At 41.5% G+C, this 19,312-nt stretch carries 12 protein-coding genes; 2 read left to right on the top strand and 10 right to left on the bottom strand.

Features of this window, described 5'->3' with window-relative positions; genetic code table 11:
- Nucleotides 1-23: 23 nt before the first annotated feature.
- Nucleotides 24-896, bottom strand: a complete 873-nt coding sequence (locus tag B9A58_RS15955) for a helix-turn-helix domain-containing protein (protein WP_084373867.1) — start codon at nt 894-896, stop codon at nt 24-26.
- A 196-nt stretch (nt 897-1,092) separates the two neighbouring features.
- On the opposite strand from B9A58_RS15955, the gene B9A58_RS15950 reads away from it, so the two are divergent.
- Nucleotides 1,093-1,425 (top strand): hypothetical protein, encoded by a 333-nt coding sequence (locus B9A58_RS15950; RefSeq protein WP_139793933.1) that lies wholly within the window; start codon nt 1,093-1,095, stop codon nt 1,423-1,425.
- A 74-nt stretch (nt 1,426-1,499) separates the two neighbouring features.
- Nucleotides 1,500-3,089 (top strand): SulP family inorganic anion transporter, encoded by a 1,590-nt coding sequence (locus tag B9A58_RS15945; protein WP_084373865.1) that lies wholly within the window; start codon nt 1,500-1,502, stop codon nt 3,087-3,089.
- Nucleotides 3,090-3,127: 38 nt separating this feature from the next.
- Here the strand turns inward: B9A58_RS15945 and B9A58_RS15940 are convergent, their stop codons facing one another.
- From B9A58_RS15940 to B9A58_RS15900, 9 genes are all read right to left on the bottom strand, one after another.
- A complete protein-coding gene (locus B9A58_RS15940) occupies nt 3,128-3,652 on the bottom strand; it encodes a DUF4442 domain-containing protein (protein ID WP_084373864.1) in 525 nt (174 codons plus the stop codon).
- 147 nt (nt 3,653-3,799) lie between these two features.
- Nucleotides 3,800-5,413, bottom strand: a complete 1,614-nt coding sequence (locus B9A58_RS15935) for a sodium/sugar symporter (protein ID WP_139793932.1) — start codon at nt 5,411-5,413, stop codon at nt 3,800-3,802.
- A 1-nt stretch (nt 5,414) separates the two neighbouring features.
- Nucleotides 5,415-6,365 carry an aldose 1-epimerase gene (locus B9A58_RS15930; protein WP_176214814.1) on the bottom strand — a complete coding sequence of 317 codons (951 nt, stop codon included), beginning with the start codon at nt 6,363-6,365 and terminating at the stop codon, nt 5,415-5,417.
- Between the two features lie 277 nt (nt 6,366-6,642).
- Nucleotides 6,643-7,875, bottom strand: coding sequence for a diaminopimelate decarboxylase (gene lysA / locus B9A58_RS15925; RefSeq protein WP_084373861.1), 1,233 nt, complete (start codon nt 7,873-7,875; stop codon nt 6,643-6,645).
- Nucleotides 7,876-7,891: 16 nt separating this feature from the next.
- Nucleotides 7,892-8,812 carry a homoserine kinase gene (locus B9A58_RS15920; protein WP_084373860.1) on the bottom strand — a complete coding sequence of 307 codons (921 nt, stop codon included), beginning with the start codon at nt 8,810-8,812 and terminating at the stop codon, nt 7,892-7,894.
- Nucleotides 8,813-8,979: 167 nt separating this feature from the next.
- A complete protein-coding gene (locus B9A58_RS15915) occupies nt 8,980-12,060 on the bottom strand; it encodes a beta-galactosidase, LacZ type (RefSeq protein ID WP_176214813.1) in 3,081 nt (1,026 codons plus the stop codon).
- Between the two features lie 17 nt (nt 12,061-12,077).
- Entirely contained in the window at nt 12,078-14,084 is a 2,007-nt protein-coding gene (locus B9A58_RS15910; protein ID WP_176214812.1) for an MGH1-like glycoside hydrolase domain-containing protein, read from the bottom strand.
- Nucleotides 14,085-14,103: 19 nt separating this feature from the next.
- Complete coding sequence (locus B9A58_RS15905; protein WP_176214811.1) at nt 14,104-15,801, bottom strand: CRTAC1 family protein; 1,698 nt, start codon at nt 15,799-15,801, stop codon at nt 14,104-14,106.
- A gap of 143 nt (nt 15,802-15,944) precedes the next feature.
- On the bottom strand, nt 15,945-19,286 hold the full coding sequence (locus tag B9A58_RS15900) for a VCBS repeat-containing protein (protein WP_084373856.1): 3,342 nt from the start codon (nt 19,284-19,286) through the stop codon (nt 15,945-15,947).
- Between the last annotated feature and the right edge of the window lie 26 nt (nt 19,287-19,312).

Genomic DNA, 19,312 nt, shown 5'->3' with positions numbered 1-19,312 from the left:
ATGCTCTACATGGTAATAGGTGATTATTCCTGAATGATTGTCGATTCTTCCCGATCTGCTGTTTTCTGCTTTTTATATTCAACAGGCGTCTGAGTCATACATTTTTTAAACAATTTATTGAAAACGGATACGTCATCAAACCCCAAATCATAAGCAATCTCCTTGGCACTCTTATTTGTTTTCACCAATTGTCTTTTGGCCTCAATGACAATTCTTTCATGAATGATCTGCAGAGGAGATTTACTTCCATGAAGCTTAAACACATTAGACAAAGTTTTAGGTGACTTGTGCATCAAATCAGCATAATCAGATACTTGTTTCAACGACTTGTAATGTTCATCTACCAAAACATTAAACTTTCGGATCATCTCTGAATTTTCGTTGGCCACAGCTACACCTAACGTTTGCTCACGTGCCAGACGCGTGCATTTGATAATGAGCCGTTTCAACAGCATCTGAAGCATCTCTCCTTGAATATTGTCCCTCGTTTGAAACTCATCTTGAAATACCTGAATCAGAGACCCCAAGCTCGATTTTGTCTTCTCGTCTAATGTGATGATTGGCAAATCTCTTGACCCCATGAACAAAAGCCCATTGCAAGACACTTCATGATCATGATCCTTGATACAATAGAATTCACGATTAAATGAAACCACTGTAAGCTGAGGCAATGGACGTTGAAACTCAATGCTATGTAAATAAGTGACGGCAGTTATCTCATTCGAACCAAGTGATATGAGTGAATCATCCACCTTAAATCTTACGACCTCAGCTCCTTGGTTCCAAATGATATGAATCAAACCTTTGGCCATACTGGAATCTTCGACAATCAAACCTACATTATCAGTTAACCTAAGCAGTGCATTTAATTTGATGTCCTTATAATCGAAATACATTGTTCTGATATTTCCTTACATAACACATCTTTTGAAAATTGGTTCTTTCCTAAGAGCATTCACGAAAAATTCACATTTTCAATTGGCCTTCACTTACCTCAACTTTAGACCAAATGAAACCTTTTGCTTGTTTATAAGTAAAAAAAGCAGGATTTTAGCATTTGATTCTCAGAGTCAGCTATTAGAGAAAGTGAAAATGGACCGAAAAAAAAATACAGCTCATACGATTAACGCGCTGATCATGCTACTGATGATCACATTCGTATTTTCTGCCGTTTTCCCGGACTACTCTGAAGAACGACAGACGGTAAACATGGAAGAAGCCGATATGGACGGTGAAGAATCCAACGAAGAAAAAAAGGAAACTACTGAGCAAAAAGAAAAATTCCAACAGGATTTTGCACACATTAATAACCTTTTATTTGAATCCCTAGACAGGCGTAATCATTTGTCAAATGTATTGCTGCTTCAAGAACTTTGTCTACCAGTAATCACTCCTCCTCCTGATCAATTGACTTCGGACTGTTAAGGTCTGCTTGTTATCCCTAAGCTTTTTAAGTCAATTTTTCAATCAGACTCAATGAGTCTATTCTTTTACGCATCATGAAGAAATCAGGAAATCATGGATTTTTCGATCACTTGGGTAGTGATCTGCCGGCCAGTTTGGTCGTATTTTTAGTAGCGGTTCCACTTTGTTTGGGAATTGCACTGGCGTCTGGAGCGCCATTGTTTTCAGGCATTATTGCAGGTATAGTCGGCGGTATAGTTGTAGCCCTGATCAGTAAATCACAACTCGGCGTGAGTGGGCCTGCAGCAGGACTTGCAGTCATTGTACTCACAGCCATTGGAGACATGGGTAGCTTCGAAAACTTCCTTGCCGCAGTTGTCATTGCTGGCATTTTCCAAGTACTACTTGGTGTTTTCAAAACAGGTGTCTTTGCATATTATCTCCCTTCCTCCGTCATCAAGGGCATGTTATCAGGTATTGGTGTCATTATTATTTTGAAGCAAATTCCTCACTCCTTTGGATATGATGCCGATCCTGAAGGCGACATGGACTTTATCCAGTCAGATGGACACAACACATTTTCTGAGCTCTTTTATGCTTGGGAAAACATCACACCTGGCGCCATGGTGATCAGTATCATTGGATTAGCCATTCTTATTTTGTGGGAGCAGCCATTCATTAAAAAATTCAGTTTTACCAAAATTTTAAATGGTCCACTGTTGGCAGTAGCTACTGGGGTAGGGTTGAATCTCTTGTTTGAAGGAAATGAGTACTTTTCATTGCATGGTGATCACGTAGTCAGTATTCCTGTCCATGACAATTTAAGTGATTTCTTTGGTCAATTCACCTCACCCAATTTTGCTGTATTGGCCAATAAGAAAACATATATTGTCGCTCTAACCATAGCAGTTATTGCCAGTATCGAAACTCTACTGAGTGTGGAGGCTGCTGACAAAATGGATCCTGAAAGGCGCATCACACCAACCAATAGAGAACTAATTGCTCAAGGAATTGGAAATTCAATTTCTGGTTTGATTGGTGGTTTGCCTGTGACGCAAGTTATTGTAAGAACTTCTGCCAATGTGCAGTCTGGAGGTAAGACCAGAGCTTCAGCATTTTTCCATGGTGTGATGCTTTTAGTCTGTGTGATGGCCATTCCTCATGTGCTTAATTTGATCCCCTTAGCGAGTTTGGCAGCTGTGCTTCTGGTAGTTGGATATAAATTGGTTAAGCCTTCTATTTTCAAGGCCATGTATAAAACTGGACATTCACAGTTCTACTCCTACATAGTGACTATTGTAGCCATAGTACTTACAGATTTGCTTACTGGCATAGGACTTGGACTAGCCGTGGCTATGGTGTTCATTCTTTGGAACAACTTCAAGACGCCTTATCACTTTGATCCAAATGAGATCAAAGAAGGCGAACCTATTAAAATAGATTTATCTGAAGATGTCAGCTTTTTGAACAAAGCTGGTTTCATTAAAACATTTGGACTCATACCTGAAAATTCACATGTTATCATTGATGCCACACGCAATAAAGACATTCATTGGGATGTATTGGAAGTGATTGATGATTTTAAAATCAATGCAAAATCCAAGGGAATCAAGCTAGAGTTGATTGGGTTTAAAAATGAAAACCCTGACAACGTAGTAGAAGAACTTGAGTCAGTAGTGAAATAAAAATATAGCCCCAATGGCATTGATCCATTGGGGCTATATCATATTTTTCCAGCCAGTTTTTTAACCCTTCTTTTTTCCTTATAATGTTCCTTTGTGGATATATAAAGTACCTTTTCTACTTCTGCATAAACCTTCCCTTCTGAGTCCACCAAATCTACTTTTAGTACGTAATCCTTTTCTCTCAGTTCTTGGATTTCAGATTTGATTTGGCTGATAAATTCCTTTGTGATTAAAAACTCAGCAAACAGCGTTGTATTTCCTGGTCGTCTGAAACGTATAGAAGCACGCTTATCCCAAACCACATAGTGCTTCCCTAATATATTGATCAGCTGCACCATGTAAATACCATCTACACAGCTGTATATAGAGCCGCCATAGATCGTGCCCACATAATTTCTAGTCTTATAATTGAGTGGCAATTTGATCTTAGTGTAGTGAAAGTCATCACTCGCTTCAATCATTCGGGCTCCTGTTCTACGAAACCCAGGAAAGAGGTTAAACATCAATTTGAATACTCTTCCTCTCCCAAAAATATCACCTAAGCGATGCGCTAGTTTTTCCATGCTTGAATAAATTCTAATTTAGAACTATTTATACGAACGTTAGAAAAAATTGTCTAATAAAATTTTTACAGTTACTCTCAGCAACAAAAAAGCCCCTCAGAAAAAATCCTGAGAGGCTTCACCAATCCATTTCTTTTTAGTTCCCAATTACCAGAACATGGCATAAAGCACTGCGGTAATTATACAAATCGCAAATGCTGCAATATTGAAGGTTGGGCTGGTTTTGAACAAGCCCCCACTCAAATCAATGCCCTTGTCATCGTCCGCTCCTTTGTTCTCCATTTGGCTAATGATAGCAATTACCACCATAGTACCCAGGGCCGTCAATCCCATTTGATTCATGAAAGGAATACCCGGTACGAATTTGAAAGCAATGGCAATTGGTACAGATAGTATGGCGCCCCAGATAGCTGCTTTATTGGTTGTCTTCTTCCAAAATAGACCCAGTATAAATACAGCCAAAATACCTGGACTTACAATTCCTGTATATTCTTGAATGAATTGGAAAGCCTGATCTATTCCTCCCAATAATGGAGCCATGATACAAGCGATCACTAAAGCCGCTCCAGCAGTCAATCTACCTGTAGACACCAACTGCTTTTCAGAAGCATTTTTGTTGATGTATTGCTTATAGATATCCATTGTGAAGATGGTAGAGGTAGAGTTCAACATAGAAGCCAGTGAAGACACCACAGCCGCAGTCAAGGCGGCAAACGCTACGCCCTTCAGCCCTACAGGCAACAATTGCAACAACCAGGGATACGCCTTGTCTGACGCTCCTGCTCCAGGCAAGTTCAGTTGTCCAGCTTCACCCAATCTAGCCATGATTTCAGGATCGTTGACCATTACATAAGCTGCAATTCCTGGGATTACTACAATAAAAGGAATGATTAATTTCAAACCAGCGGCTAGTGCGATCCCTTTCTGAGATTCTTCTAATGACTTGGCCGCTAGTGTTCTTTGGATAATGTACTGGTTGAATCCCCAGTAGTAGATATTGGCTACCCACATACCACCTACTAGTACCCAGATCCCTGGTAGATTTTTGAATTCAGGATTGGATTCGTCCAAAATCATGTGGAAACTATCTGGTGCAGCAGCAAGCAAATGATTAAAACCAGCAATAACGCCCTGACCATCTGAAACTACATCCAGTGCCAAATACGTAGTGACCAATCCTCCAAGCACCAAGAATACCACTTGGATCACATCTGTCCAGGCTACTGCAGATAGGCCGCCATACAGCGAATACGCAGCTGCGAAAAGTCCTAATCCAATCACGCCATACATCATTGGGATACCCATGATGGTTTCGAGCGCCAGAGACCCCAGATACAACACAGAACTCAAGTTGACAAATACATATAATGCAATCCAGAATACTGCCAGAATGGTTTTAAGATTGGTACTGAATCTTTTTTCGACAAACTCAGGAATGGTATACAGGCCTTTTTCGATAAATATTGGAAGAAAATATTTTCCTACTATAATCAAAGTAATAGCTGCCATCCATTCGTAAGAAGCTATGGCTAATCCAAGAGCAAAACCTGAACCAGACATGCCTATAAATTGCTCAGCAGATATATTGGCGGCAATCAAAGAGGCACCTATCGCCCACCATGGAAGGGACTTTCCTGCCAAAAAGTAATCTTCAGCATTTTTTTCATGTCCCTTTTTATCTCGCGACACGAATAAACCCACACCAAGAATGACTGCGCAGTAGGCAGCAAAAATGATAAAATCTAAGGTTGAAAAATTCATATTAGTTATTTAGTAGTTTGTATTTGATGCCAAATGTCATTGACACCACTTGTTTTGGTTCTAATTTGATAAGCCCCTCTTCTGTATTGAATGCATTAGGAGGACATGTCACTGGCTCTATCGCTATACTTCGTCTAGAAGGAGGTGTATAGATTTGAAAATATTTGTATTCGTTTTTAGCGCTTTCCTGCCAAATCTTAAGTGCTATACGATTATTTCTATCCTCTAATAGGATAGAAAAATTTTCTTCTCCGTTCACTCGAAAACAATCGTCCAACGTGTCCTGATCAATAGCTCTTGATTGCTCAAAGCCATGTTGTCCGTTAAGTTTATTTCCAAAATTCGAACTCAAGCGATAGGCCGATCCCATTTGCATGTGCACTTTGTTCAAATCTTCGAATTTGAAATAAGGATGCCAGCCATCTCCCATAGGGATAGATGTATCTGACAAATTTTCTATTTGGGTATTAATGGAAATGCCCTCTGTACTGAAGGTGTATGTTAACTTCAACGAGTAATCAAAAGGGTAGCCCTGATCTTTTCCTTTATAGTCATATCCCAATTTCAGAACTGCACGAGTATCAGTCTCTTCCTGATCTAAAATCCCAAAAGGCTGATTGTGTAATAAGGCGTGCAAATTATTATTTGCACCTACCTCATTGATTGGTAGTTGATACCGTTTTCCATTAAACTCATAAACCCCATCTGGAATTCTATTAGGAAACGGTGATAATTTTGAACCCTTGAAGGCGGTATCATGGTCATTAATGATTTCTGCCTCTGAGCGATAACCGTCGATTACTGATATCAATTGATCTTTTTCATTTTTGACCACCAGATCATTGAGTCCTGCACCAAAATCGGGGAGCACTTCCAAATATTCCTCAGTCAAGCCATTAATCAATCGCACAGCATTATACTTTCCTAATTGATGTTTCAGAATTTTAAACACAACGCAATATTTGCCAATTCACCCCGGCAATGGGATTAGATATATTTCAAATTGGGGGGAGATTTATTTCAATTGTTCTGGGGGGATGGCTAAACTCATGAAAATTGAGCTTATTTCAAAATTGAAGCTAAAATTTGAACACATTCCAACCTAAAAAAACGATACGTCTACTCCTACCCTATTAGACTAACAGGTAAGATAAAGGATTATTTTATTAAATGTATTTATTACGTTTAATAAAATAATCCTTTCCTATCAGATCGTATGAGAGAAAAAACTAGTCAATTACAATTTGGTTTCTTACCAAATCCTCATAACTGTCGCGCTTTCTAACGAGATGAGCTTCACCTCCTACTATAAATACCTCTGCTGGCCTAAATCTAGAGTTGTAATTAGACGCCATGCTGTACCCATAAGCACCAGCACTTTTGAGCACAACCAAATCGCCCTCTTGGGTCTCTGGAAGCATTCTGTCAACGGCAAAGTTGTCGATCTCGCAGATGTTTCCGACTACTGTGTATTTCTGCTGTGATCCATTAGGTTTAGATGCATTTACTATCTCGTGATAAGCGCCATACATCATCGGGCGAATGAGTTGGTTAAAACCACTGTCTACCCCTATGAACTCCGTTCCGCCATTGCGTTTGCGCAAAACACATGTTGTGATAAGTGAACCCGCGTTGCCTACTAAAAATCGCCCAGGTTCAAACCAGAGTTGGAGCCTTCGTCCATATTTTTTGCAGAACGATGAAAACTCTACATCGAGTTGTTTGCCCAGTTCTAGCACATCTATCACTTCATTGCCATCGCCCACATCTACTTTGATTCCACCACCAAAATCGATGAAATCGAGTTGCTCAAACTGCATGGCAATGTCGAAAACAGCTTTTGCTCCATTGATAAAAATCTCTGGACTCATAATGACCGAGCTAGAATGAATGTGTATGCCATCAATCGTCAAACCATATTTTGCTTCCAATGCTTTCACGTTTTCGATTTGATCCAGTGAAATACCAAACTTAGATTGTTTGTGCCACCAGTCTACCTTTTCGTTGTTGGACTGTGCTGCGATTTGTGGATTGAGTCTGATACAGACTGGCACACTTCCACCATATTTTTTTCCGAACTTCTCAAGATTGGAAAGATTCTCTATGTTGATTTTCACCCCCAGTTCTACCGCTTCTATGATTTCCGAAAAATCAACACAATTGGGTGTAAATACCATGTCATTAGGTTCAAAGCCCACGGTCATTCCCATCTGAATTTCGGCTAGTGAAACTGTATCAAGACCAGTCCCTTGTTTGAGTAGATATTTCATTATACTCATGTTCGTGAGGGCCTTACAGGCATATTTCACTTTGAGATCTACACTACTAAAACCAGCCCTAAAGCGATCCAAGTGCTCCTGAATCACACTCGCATCATACACGTACAATGGCGTACCAAATTCACGTGCTAGCTCATCTATCTTAATTCCCTGAATGTTGTATGTATTGTTTTCTAATTTCATAGCAGTCTTCTTGTGGTTAGCAAACCATGTCCATTATTTCCTTTTCGTTTGATCTCATCCACTGGGTACGTTGCATCAATTCCAAAACGCGTTCATATTGTGTCTGATTGGGTACATTGATCAGCTCATTTCGCAAGTGCCAGCTCAGCATACCATGGCTGCCCCATTGCATGTAAATGGGTAAGGCCAGCCATTCTGCTTCTGTCATTTTCCTTTGAGTATTGTAGCCGGCTAAGAACGCCTGTAGCAATTCAGGAATCAAAAAGTTTTTGCGAAAGCAAAAACCATTGATGGTCATGCCTACATCAAACATAAGCTGATCACTGCATGCCTCTTCAAAGTCTATAATGGCCGTCAGGTTTTCTCCTTCAAAAATGGTATTGTTTGGAAAGATATCGCCATGTACGATACCTTTTGGCAATGAAGAATCAAGTTTTTTTGTAAGGTATTCTGTTTGCTCACAGAAGTATCCAAAAACCTCCAGCATTTGGTTTTTACTTTGCACAAATGCTGCCACCAGCTGGTGACAATTGTCGATATGGACGGCATTCTTTTTTTCTAAGGATTCAGACCATTGGATTTGACTGAGCTTACCTACTTCCATCCCCATTTGATGCGCTACTCCTGCATTCAATTCAGGTTCTTTTCCCGTTTTAAACTCATAAAGCATCACAAAATCCTCATCACTTTTTTGAATATACACACCCTGCTTGTCTGCAATGGGAAAAGCCGTTTTGATATTCGCCTTTTTCATTACCTCCATCAAACCCACCTCGTATTCTAACAAATGAAGTGGCTGCTGTTTACAAATCCGATACAATACTGCCCCCTGACCAGTGATCACTTTTAGGTTTTCATTGGCGTAGCCTTGGGTGAGGGATTCTACACTTTTAGTTTCTCCTAAGTTGTATTTTTCTAATAGTTGTTCCTTTATCATACTACTGAAGTCAAACCATGAAAAATTTCATGATATTAGCTCATGTCCTCTAGCCGGACAGGCTTCTACTTTTTCAGCGGTACGCCGCCACGAGCCAAAAAGTAGACAAAAGGCTAAAAAAAATTCCCTAACTATAAATTCCAAAAAATGCATTTTCTTCATTCACTTTATAGCCCTACTGGCACTAAAGTAAAACCATAACTGTATTTTTTGGCCAGGATGGTGTACGCTTTGTGCACTCGTCTGCCCCAGCTCGTGTCGCCGCCTACTCCCATTTGCAGGTGGTCGATATTCCAGGTCACCAATTTCTTTTTCTTGACATCAATGGTATGCCTATTTGGGCTAGGACGTGGTGTATGATCAATGTCTTCTAATTCTAAATTCATGACACGAATATTGAGCAGGGAATCACCTATTACTTTCAGTCCTGAGCCGTTCTCATTGGTTATGCTGGCCCAGCGCACTTCTGTCTTGTTTCCAAACTCCTGTGGTCGGACATAAGGATGATACTGATCCCAAACCGTGCCATTATACGTGTCGATTTTCGCGCCTGTATTTTTGTCCCAATAGGTTTCCTGAGGCCCTTTGCCAAACCACTCCACCTGATCAAATTCTGGCTGAAGCACCATGAACATGCCAAATTTCGGCAAATTGGGCAGGTCGCCTACTGGCTCGAATTTGTTGGCTACATGTACGCTACCATCTGCATGAATGGTGTACGTGGTGCTGTACGTAGAATTATTGGCATCAGGAAGTCTATAGTCAACCTGATAAGTGATTACTCCACCCTCTTCTTCCATTTGATGGCCTAGCCAAATTCGATTTTGCCCAGCATAATGCCAAATTCCATTTCTTTTTGGCATGCCATTGCCCAAGTCATTGTCTACTGGTGCTCTCCAAAAATCAGGTGCTAATCCATTGATCAAAAGCTCTTTGTCTCCAAGTGTCCAACTCAGCATGTCACCAGTAATTCTCGAAAATTGAATCTCAAATTGATCGCCAGATACAATCATCAAACTATCCGTCGTATCTGATTTAATTGAATTTGGTTTTTCTGGATTTAATGCTGGTTGCGTTTTTACATTTCCAATTGAGAATTGATCCCAGGCTACTTCGTGGCCTGCTGGTACAAGTGCTGTGGCTGTCTTGGTTTTAGCAGAGATAGTCAGGATTTGTTCTTTCTCAGAAATTAGAGGTTTGAGATTTGAGATTTTAAATTCTTGATCTGTATGTGGCTCAATTGACAATACTGGCAATAATCCTTCAGCAATCAACCTCTCATCATCTTTCAATTGCCACACAAAATTGAATTGACTCAAATTGGTGAAATCATATTTATTCTGTACCAAAAACTCGCCTCTCTTCAAATCGACAGCTTTGATCTTAATGTTTTGGTACACCTTCTTTACCTCCCAAATATGCGGGTTGATTTCTCGGTTGGCTTGTACCAATCCATTGATGCAGAAGTTGGAATCACTCTTGACTGGAGCATGTGGATAGTCTCCACCATAAGCAAAATACTGCTCTCCCTCATCAGAGGTTTCTAACAATCCCTGATCTACCCAATCCCATATAAAGCCGCCTTGCAACTCTTTGTAGTTTTCAATTGCATCCCAATAGTCTTGCAAGTTCCCCACACTATTACCCATAGCATGCGCATATTCACATAAAATCAGTGGCTTATCTGTATGCCTTTCTGCATACTCCACGATTCTTTCAATGGAGTGATACATGGGTGCCTGTATATCAGAATAATTCGTATTTTGGGCCATTTCATATTGTACAGGTCTGCTGCTATCCTGCAATTTCAACCAGTCATAAGTGGCCTGGAAGTTCACACCAAAGCCTGCTTCATTGCCTAAAGACCAGGTCACTATGCTCGTGAAATTTTTGTCGCGCTCGTACATTCTTTGTACCCTATCCAGGTGCGCCTTTTGCCAGGACGGCTGGTTGGCCAGGGTCACTTCAGGGTTTTGTATTTCCATGCCATGGGATTCAATATTGGCTTCGTCTATGACATACAAGCCATACTCATCACACAGTTCGTACCAGCGTGTAGCATTGGGATAGTGACTAGCGCGCACAGCATTGATGTTGAATTGCTTCATGAGCTGGATGTCTTTGATCATGCTGGCTTCGTCTACCACATGGCCTGTCACGGGATCATGTTCATGACGATTAACCCCTTTGATCATGACGGTCTGACCATTGATTTTGAAGTTGCCGTCTTTGATTTCGGCTGTTCGGAAGCCGATTTTCTGAGCATACGCTTCTGTAGTGTTTCCTAAACTGTCTTTGAGTTCCAGGGTCAATGTGTACAGGTTTGGATATTCTGCAGACCATTTAGCTGGATTCAAGATTTGAGATTTGAAATTCAAGATTTGTCGACTAGCATTTGGAATTTGGGATTTGAGATTTGAGATTTCATTTTCTCCATCCATCAGCTTCACCTCCAAAGACCCTTTGTCTCCAACTACCTCTACAGTGATGGTCAATAGACCATTTTCGTGATTTTCATCCAGACTCGCCCGGACGGTGTGATCAGCCAAATGAAGCTTGGGTTGAGCATAGACGAATACAGATCTGTCTATTCCACTCAAACGCCACATGTCCTGATCTTCTAAATAGCTACCATCACTCCAGCGATAAACTTCGATCGCCACCAAATTCTCGCCTGATTGAACAAAAGGTGTGATGTCAAATTCTGCTGGGAGTTTTGATCCCTGACTATAACCTACCTTCTGACCATTGATCCACAAGTAAAAAGCAGATCGTACGGCTCCAAATTGGATAATCACATGGTCTCCATTCCACGAAAGTGGCAAATCGAAAGTCTTGCGATAAGAACCCACTGGATTGTAATCATTAGGAATGTAGGGCGGATTGGCCGGAAATGGATAATCAACGTCCAGATAATGAGGCACGCCATACCCCAGACGCTCCCAATTACCTGGCACGTCGATCATATTCCATTCCCTATCACTAAAACCCAATTCGTAAAAATTTTCTGGTCGATCTGCTGGCTTTCGCACCCAATTGAATTTCCACTTTCCATCGAGTGACAGGTATCGCTCCGAGGTTTCCTTGTTTTTGGCCCTGGCCAAATCCATAGATTCATAGGGAAAATAATCTGACCTTGCTGGCAATTTATTTATTTCAGTAACTGATTCATCTTCCCAGTCGTGATGCGGTTTTTGTGTTGTACAACCCAAGGCTAGCACGCAAACCAACCATCCTATTTTATTCATTCCTTTCTTCATTTCGATTATTCTCTGATCAACATCAATAGGTGAGCGGCCGACCAACTAAAGTGTTTGGCATTGAGTCCTTCGCCAGTGATGGGGTGATAATTTTCGCGAATAGGCCCATCTGCCAATAGGCCTTCTGCATGGTTAAATAATTTATGTTTTAGTTCATCTGCCTCTGTTTGATAGCCGTATGTTTCCAAACCGCAAATGGCGAAATACGCTTGATCCAGCCACACAGGGCCCCGCCAGTAGCCATTTTTAGGATTGAATTCGGGATGTGAGGCATCCAGTGTCGGGAATGGTACTTTCGTGTTGAATCTGGATTTGTCCATGATATGAGTCAATACTGCTGCTGCTTGATCTTCAGTGGCTATTCCCGCCCAAAGTGGAATCCATCCTTCTGGACCATAAACTGCTACCTCTTTGCCATCAAGCCTAACGTCAAAGAAAAACCCTTCACTCGCATTGAAATATTTTTCTTTGACCTGATCAGCCAATTGCTTGGCTTCTTGCTGGTACCGTTCAGTCTCTGATGGTTTTCCTAACACTCTGGACAACTCTGACAGGTAAAATTTCTCAGCATATAAATAAGCATTGAGATCTACAGATTCCTGATCAAGGGAATACCCTCCTCTCTCATTGGTGCGCATGGTGGCTTCATCGAATCTCACTGCATTGTCCATCCCACTTTCCCAGGCGGCAGCTACTCTGGTACCATCTGTAGAGCCATATTCGCAAAGTCCATTTTGGTCATGATCCCTGAAGTCATACCACCATTGATGATATTTTTTAAGTTTTGGATAGAGAGATTTTACAAATGCAGTATCTCCAGTCGCCTCAAACACTTTGGCAATTGCCCAGCCAGACAATGGTGGTTTGGTATCTCTCCAATTGTGCTTTTCGATCAATGTATCCCTAAAAATGCAGTCGGCAATCATGCCATCAATATCCTGATAGTCATACATGGTACTTATTTGATCTTTGGCTAATTCTGGTACGATATCCGCCAATCCCACGGCGTGCTTCCAAGAATCCCAAGCCCAAAAGCCATGAAATCCGCTGTAAGCATAAGATGGAAACAAACCATCGTGTTTGAGTTCGCCTGCTGCGCTTCGCCAGTTGTTGATCAGGGTATTGAGCGACTTGACAGCTACGATTTGATATGTGGAGTCAATCTTTCCGCCATTTGTTTTGGCCAACACCTTATTCAAATAGCCATTCCATCTTTTTTCATTGTTGGCAAACGCCCATTTGGCATTGGCTAATGCTTTGTCTACCACTATCTGATCTTCTACGCTCTCCTCTTCCGTGAAATAAGCTGACTGTACATAACTGATTTTGACAGGGAAACTTGGATTAAGGTCAAATTCTTGCGCCTGACCTTCAAATGAATTGGAAACTATGGTACCATTAGTAGGCTGATCAAAAGTGATGACAACCTTGGTTTGGCTACTGTCAGACTGTAAAAGCAATCGGCTGTTTTCAACACTGAAATTCCAGCCGGGAAGCCAAGTCGTGGTTTTCAAACCAGCCCTTACTTTAGGCTGTTTGGTGTTGCTTTCAATGTTGTACTGAATTAAGGTCGATCTATTGGATATGAAGATCAGTTCCTGTTGAACTTTCACTCCTTCCAGTTCATAGGTTTGTACTAATCGTCCAGGCAAGTATTGACTGCTTAGCATTTTGGCAAAAGTCCAATCAAGATCGCGTTCTCCAAGCGAAAGCTGAAGAGTCACTAGCTGCTCTGATGCCCATACGCCATTGTCATCTGTCATCAGATAAGGCCCTACAAAACCACCAGAAGGGTTTGGGCTTAGCGCATAGCTATGCCAGACTCCTAAGTCCGATAGACTATATACTGATCGATCCTTGAGATGAGCGGGTTGGCCAGTCAAATTCAGCGTATTTCGAAATCTGGATTGCAGATTTACGATTTGAGAATCTGGCTGCGGCTTGCAGGCTACCACGCCCAACATGATCCATAAGATCCAAAACTTATTCATCACTGTATCTCTATTTTTCATGCTCATTTGTTCAATTTACTTATCCCTTCTTTATTTCTTTTGATCGGTTAGAAGTGGCTTTCGCGTAATCAAAAGTAACTACCTGATTGGCTTTCCTACCTGTCTTCATCTCTTGTTTTCCACCTGGCCAATAGACCACAATCGAGTCAGCTTTCGTCGCCGACCCCAAGCCAAAATTCATCAAGTAGCCAACTGATGACTGATACCCTCTTGTCGGGAACTGCTCTTGCCATTGGAACCCATGAGCAGTGATTACCTTTACTTTAGTTCCTATCCCAAATGGATTGCCTTCAGGCCCATTCAGTCTGATTTGCAAATAATGAAATCCAGGCCTAGTCGCCGAATTATTCCTCAAAATCATCGCTTTCATATCTATATTGTTTAGTACCAAGTCCATGTCTCCATCCAAGTCCAGATCGGCATAAGCCGCTCCATTTGAAAAGGTGGGTTGGCTATTTTCAATGCCCATACTGTCCATAAACTGTAAGTTGCCCAGATTCAAATACAACTTATTCGTCACCAAACGCTGGGGGGTTTTCGCGATGAGTTCATTCATCAAATCTCTGTAAGACTCACCCTTGGCGTGTGCTTCTTCTACTCGTTTTTTCTTATAAATCCTGTAGTCATTGTTTCTGAAGTCGCGCTTCAGACCATTGGTAACAAACACGTCCTTCAACCCATCTCCATTCAAGTCTACAAGCAGTGGTGCCCAACTCCAATCTGTAGAAGCCAGTCCTGACAACTGGGCGATTTCGCTAAAAAAGGGTTCTCCATTTTGAATCCCTTGGTTGAGTTGCAGCGAATTGAACATATACTGATAGTGAAATCCATGGTCCACTGCGAAAATGAATTTGGCCGGATCCATGCCGCTCATGCTGGTTTTAATGGCATAGTTGTCCTGAGCAGACATATCCAACACCAGCATGTCCTGCAGTCCGTCATTGTTAATGTCAGCCATATCCGTACCCATAGAGAAGTTGGACGTGTGAGCTGTAGCGGACTTTGATACTTCTTCAAAGCCCTTGTGTTTGCCATTTTTTGCACCTTTATTCAAATACAAATAGTCGTGCTCCATGTAGTCATTGCCTACATGGATATCTGGCCAACCGTCATTGTTCAAATCCCCAATGGACACACCCAATCCATACCCAAACTGATTGGAAATGATACCTGCAGTCTGTGTAACATTTTGGTATTTACCGTTTATATTTTCGAATAGCTTATCACCTGCAAACTCATTAGGTATTCGTCTGGCCAGCTCGATATGGTTGAGCTTGGACTTATCTATGTTGTGATTGAGCAAGTACATATCCAGATCGCCATCTAAATCAAAATCGAAGAAAGAAGCCTGCGTACTATACCCAGCATGATTCAAACCATAATATGCAGCCTGCTCGGAAAAAGTCTGATCTCTATTGTTGATGTATAACAGGTTTTGCCTCTTCTCAGTACCAAATCGGCCAGACCTACAAACGTAAATATCCAGCCAGCCATCAGCATTGACATCGACCATGCAAGTGCCTGTGGTCCAGCCTTTCGTACCTGCCACTCCTGCTCGAGTCGTAATATCGTCGAACTCCAAATCACCTTTGTTTAAGTACAGCTTATTCTCATAAATATTGGAGGTGAAATATAAATCAGTAAGTCCATCGTTATTGATGTCGCCCACAGCTACACCCCCACCATTATAGAAATACTCGTATACGTGACTATTCATGTCTGGCCCTTCAGGAATTTTGTTTATGAAGTCAACCCTTGTCTTTTCGGCTGACAAGATTGTAAACAAAAAACTGCTCGGCTGCTCTTTAGTGCATGCCATTATGCCCAAGACAATCAAAGTTCGATATGTCCAATGCCATTTCACCATTGAATCAGCTGAAGGAAGTCTTGGTTTTTTCCAATCAAAAAAGCTTCACTATGGCCGATTTGTACTGCCTCAATGGTTTTCGTGTCACCTTTTATGAATAGCCCGCTTTCGCTGAATGGAGATGCTTTGAAATTGCCGTTCCCAATACCCAAAAGCAGTAACCCATAGCTGGCATCATTGCGAGGTGTTTCTACCTCAGACTGATAAAGGTTTCCTACTAACACCACATCCAAATGTCCATCTTCATTGAAGTCTTGAATAACAAAATCATTGACTGAAGAGAATTGTGCTTCTATGGGCAATACATTTATGACAAACTGGCCATTACCTAAGTTTTCTATATAAGAACTGGCAAAATTTGTAGCTGAATAACGGGTAGCCCCTTCCAGAGATTCGCTTCCATAGACCTCATCTATCGTAGCCGATCCAAAATCGTGATAGGTCGGAAATTTCTTTTTTATAAAGGGCATTTGGTTGGAAGAGCATTGTCTTCCACGAAGCGGGAATTCTTCCCCATTATTGTAATAACCCAAAACGATGTCGAGGTTCCCGCTTTCGTCGAAGTCCTTGGTGTACACACTAAATGGTGCCTCATCTGAGGCTTTGTATTTGTAATTGAGGCCCAAGTTGCCGACCACGTAATCCATGTCTCCGTCCTGGTCGAAATCTGCCTGCTCAATACTAAACCACCAACCCACTTGATCCTGAAGTCCTGAGTTTTCAATTTCAACCCATTGCCCATTTTCTCCAGCAAAAAATCTGGGTGCCATCCATTCGCCAACAATAACTAAATCTGGTTTGTTGTCACCATTAAAATCTGTCCAAATGGCATCAGTTACCATTCCGATTTCTAAAAGCTGTGGGCAAGCACTTGCCGTAATGTCTGTGAATTTGCCCTCCTCATTTTGGAGTAGCATACTCTTTGTTGGTAAAGGGTATTGGCCAGGAACCAGACGGCCTCCAACAAACAAATCCAAGTCACCATCTTTATCAAAATCAAAAGGTCGGACTTTGCTGCCAGAAATAAAATTTTCAGGAAGTGCACTTGATTTTGAGAAGTTTCCTTTTCCATCATTGATATACAATCTGTCTTGCAGCCATGGCGAACCTGCTGCAAACTCACTGCCTCCACTCACCACATAAAGATCTAAATCCTGATCGCCATCTACATCAAAAAATGAGGCATCCAGGTCTTCATAGTCTTTTTCATCCTTCCAGAATGGTGAGTGCTGCTTTTCGAAAGTCCCATCTGATTGTTGCGCGTATACACTCCCTTCAAAACCCTTTGCGCCTCCTACATAAAAGTCTTCCCTGCCGTCCCCATTGATATCTCCAGTGGCTAAAGCTGGACCAAACTGGCTCATTCTATGAGGAAGCAAGCTTTCCTTTTCAAAATCGTCATAGGAGTTTTCAGCATGAAGATGGACGATTTTGGATTGTGCAGTGATGTCTTTGAACTTCAAAGATTTTGGACGGGAAGTCTTGTTGGAAGCCAAGGTGACCAAATTTTCATCATAGGCTTCAGTGTAATTGATAATTAGGGTTTGATTGGCCTTTACATTTTCCATCTGGCTGGTTTTACCGTCCGACCAAATGACTCTAATTTGATCTACCCGACCCATATTGCTCAATCCAAATACCAATTCTTGAGACACAGACGATTGATAGCCACGTGTCAGGTATTGCTCTTGATATTGTAATAAATCACCTGCGGTCACCTCTACCTTTGTGCCAATACCCAAAGGATTGCTTTTACTTCCTTCTAGTCTGATTTTTAGATAGTTGTTTTGCTCAGACTGATTTTCATAAATCTGCGACGGTTCATCCACATTGTTGATCACCAAATCCAAATCGCCATCATTATCCAAGTCTGCGTAAGCCGCGCCAGTGGAGTAAGACGCTTTGGCCAGTCCCCATTTTTCTGTACTATTTTCAAATTGATGGTTTTGAGTATTCTGGAATCCATAATTAGGAATGTGTACAGCAGGAATTCTTTTGACCACCTCAGTCATAAATGCAACTGTATCTCCAGTAACTCTTGCTTCAAACTCCTTTAAGGCCTTTTTGTACCAGATTTTAAAATCATTATTTGAATTATCCGCTCTATAACCATTGCTGATAAAGAGGTCTTTGTATCCATCCAAATCGAAGTCTGCAAACAATGTGGCCCAGCTCCAGCCCGTATTGGCTATCTGTGCCAGTTGCCCAATTTCACTGAAGTGGCCATTACCAGCATTCACCTGAAGTGTATTGTACATGTATTGGTGATGCATGCCATTGCTGACGAGTCTGTAAAACTGCTCAGGATTCATCCCGCTCATGCTGGTTTTGATACTGTAATTATCTTCAGGAGACATCTCAGCAGTGACCATGTCCAAATAACCGTCATTGTTGAAATCGGCGATGTCGTTGCCCATGGAGAAGTTAGAGATTTGGTTGATTTTTTTCTTTATCTCCTCCTTGAAAGTTCCATCCAGCTGGTTGTAATACAGATAATCTGGCTCGGAGTAATCATTGGTCACAAAGATATCAGGCCAGCCATCAGCATTGAGGTCACCTATGGCTACACCCAGGCCAAAAGAAAGTGGGTTTCCTATAATTCCTGCCTTTTGACTGATATCCACATATTTTCCTTCGCGATTTTCAAAAAACTGATCACCTCCTAGTGCATGAGGTGTTTGTCTGATTTGAGCAAAGTCCTGAACGACAGTTTTTTCAATGGGATGATTGAGTAAATAGGCATCCAGATCTCCATCCAAATCAAAATCCAGGAAGGCCATTTGTGTGGAGTAACTGGATGAATTGAGACCATAAGATGCGGCCAGTTCTTTGAATGTCCCGTCTTGCTGATTGACAAATAATTGGTTGGCTCTTTTGTCTTCTGACAGGCGACCCGATTTACACACATAGATGTCGAGCCAGCCATCCGCATTGATATCAATCATGGTGACACCTGTGCTCCAGGATTTGGTATGAACGATCCCTGCCTGTTCAGTTATATCTTCAAATTGTAGACCTCCTTTATTGAGATAGAGTCGATCAGGCAAAAGATTGGCAGTAAAGAAAAGGTCAGGCAGGCCGTCATTGTTGATATCTCCAATGGCTACACCACCACCATTGTAATAATAGTCATACACCATATTGTTCATGATATGGTTGGATGGCAATTGATTGGTAAAATCAACACCAGATTGTTGGGATGTTATTTCTCGAAAGAGACTTTTGGTAGTTGCATCTTTGGTTTGGCATTGGCTCAAGCCAAATACCAGACAAACCAACAAAAGTGAATGACTGAAACGTATGACTTTCTGATATGGGGTATGTATCGGAATCATTGTTTTTGGGGGTTTAAAGGGTGGGG

This window comes from Reichenbachiella faecimaris (assembly GCF_900176375.1).
In the GTDB taxonomy this organism is placed as follows: domain Bacteria; phylum Bacteroidota; class Bacteroidia; order Cytophagales; family Cyclobacteriaceae; genus Reichenbachiella; species Reichenbachiella faecimaris.
The sequence above is the reverse complement of the archived record's forward strand: the minus strand, read 5'-3'. Positions and strand labels throughout refer to the sequence as shown.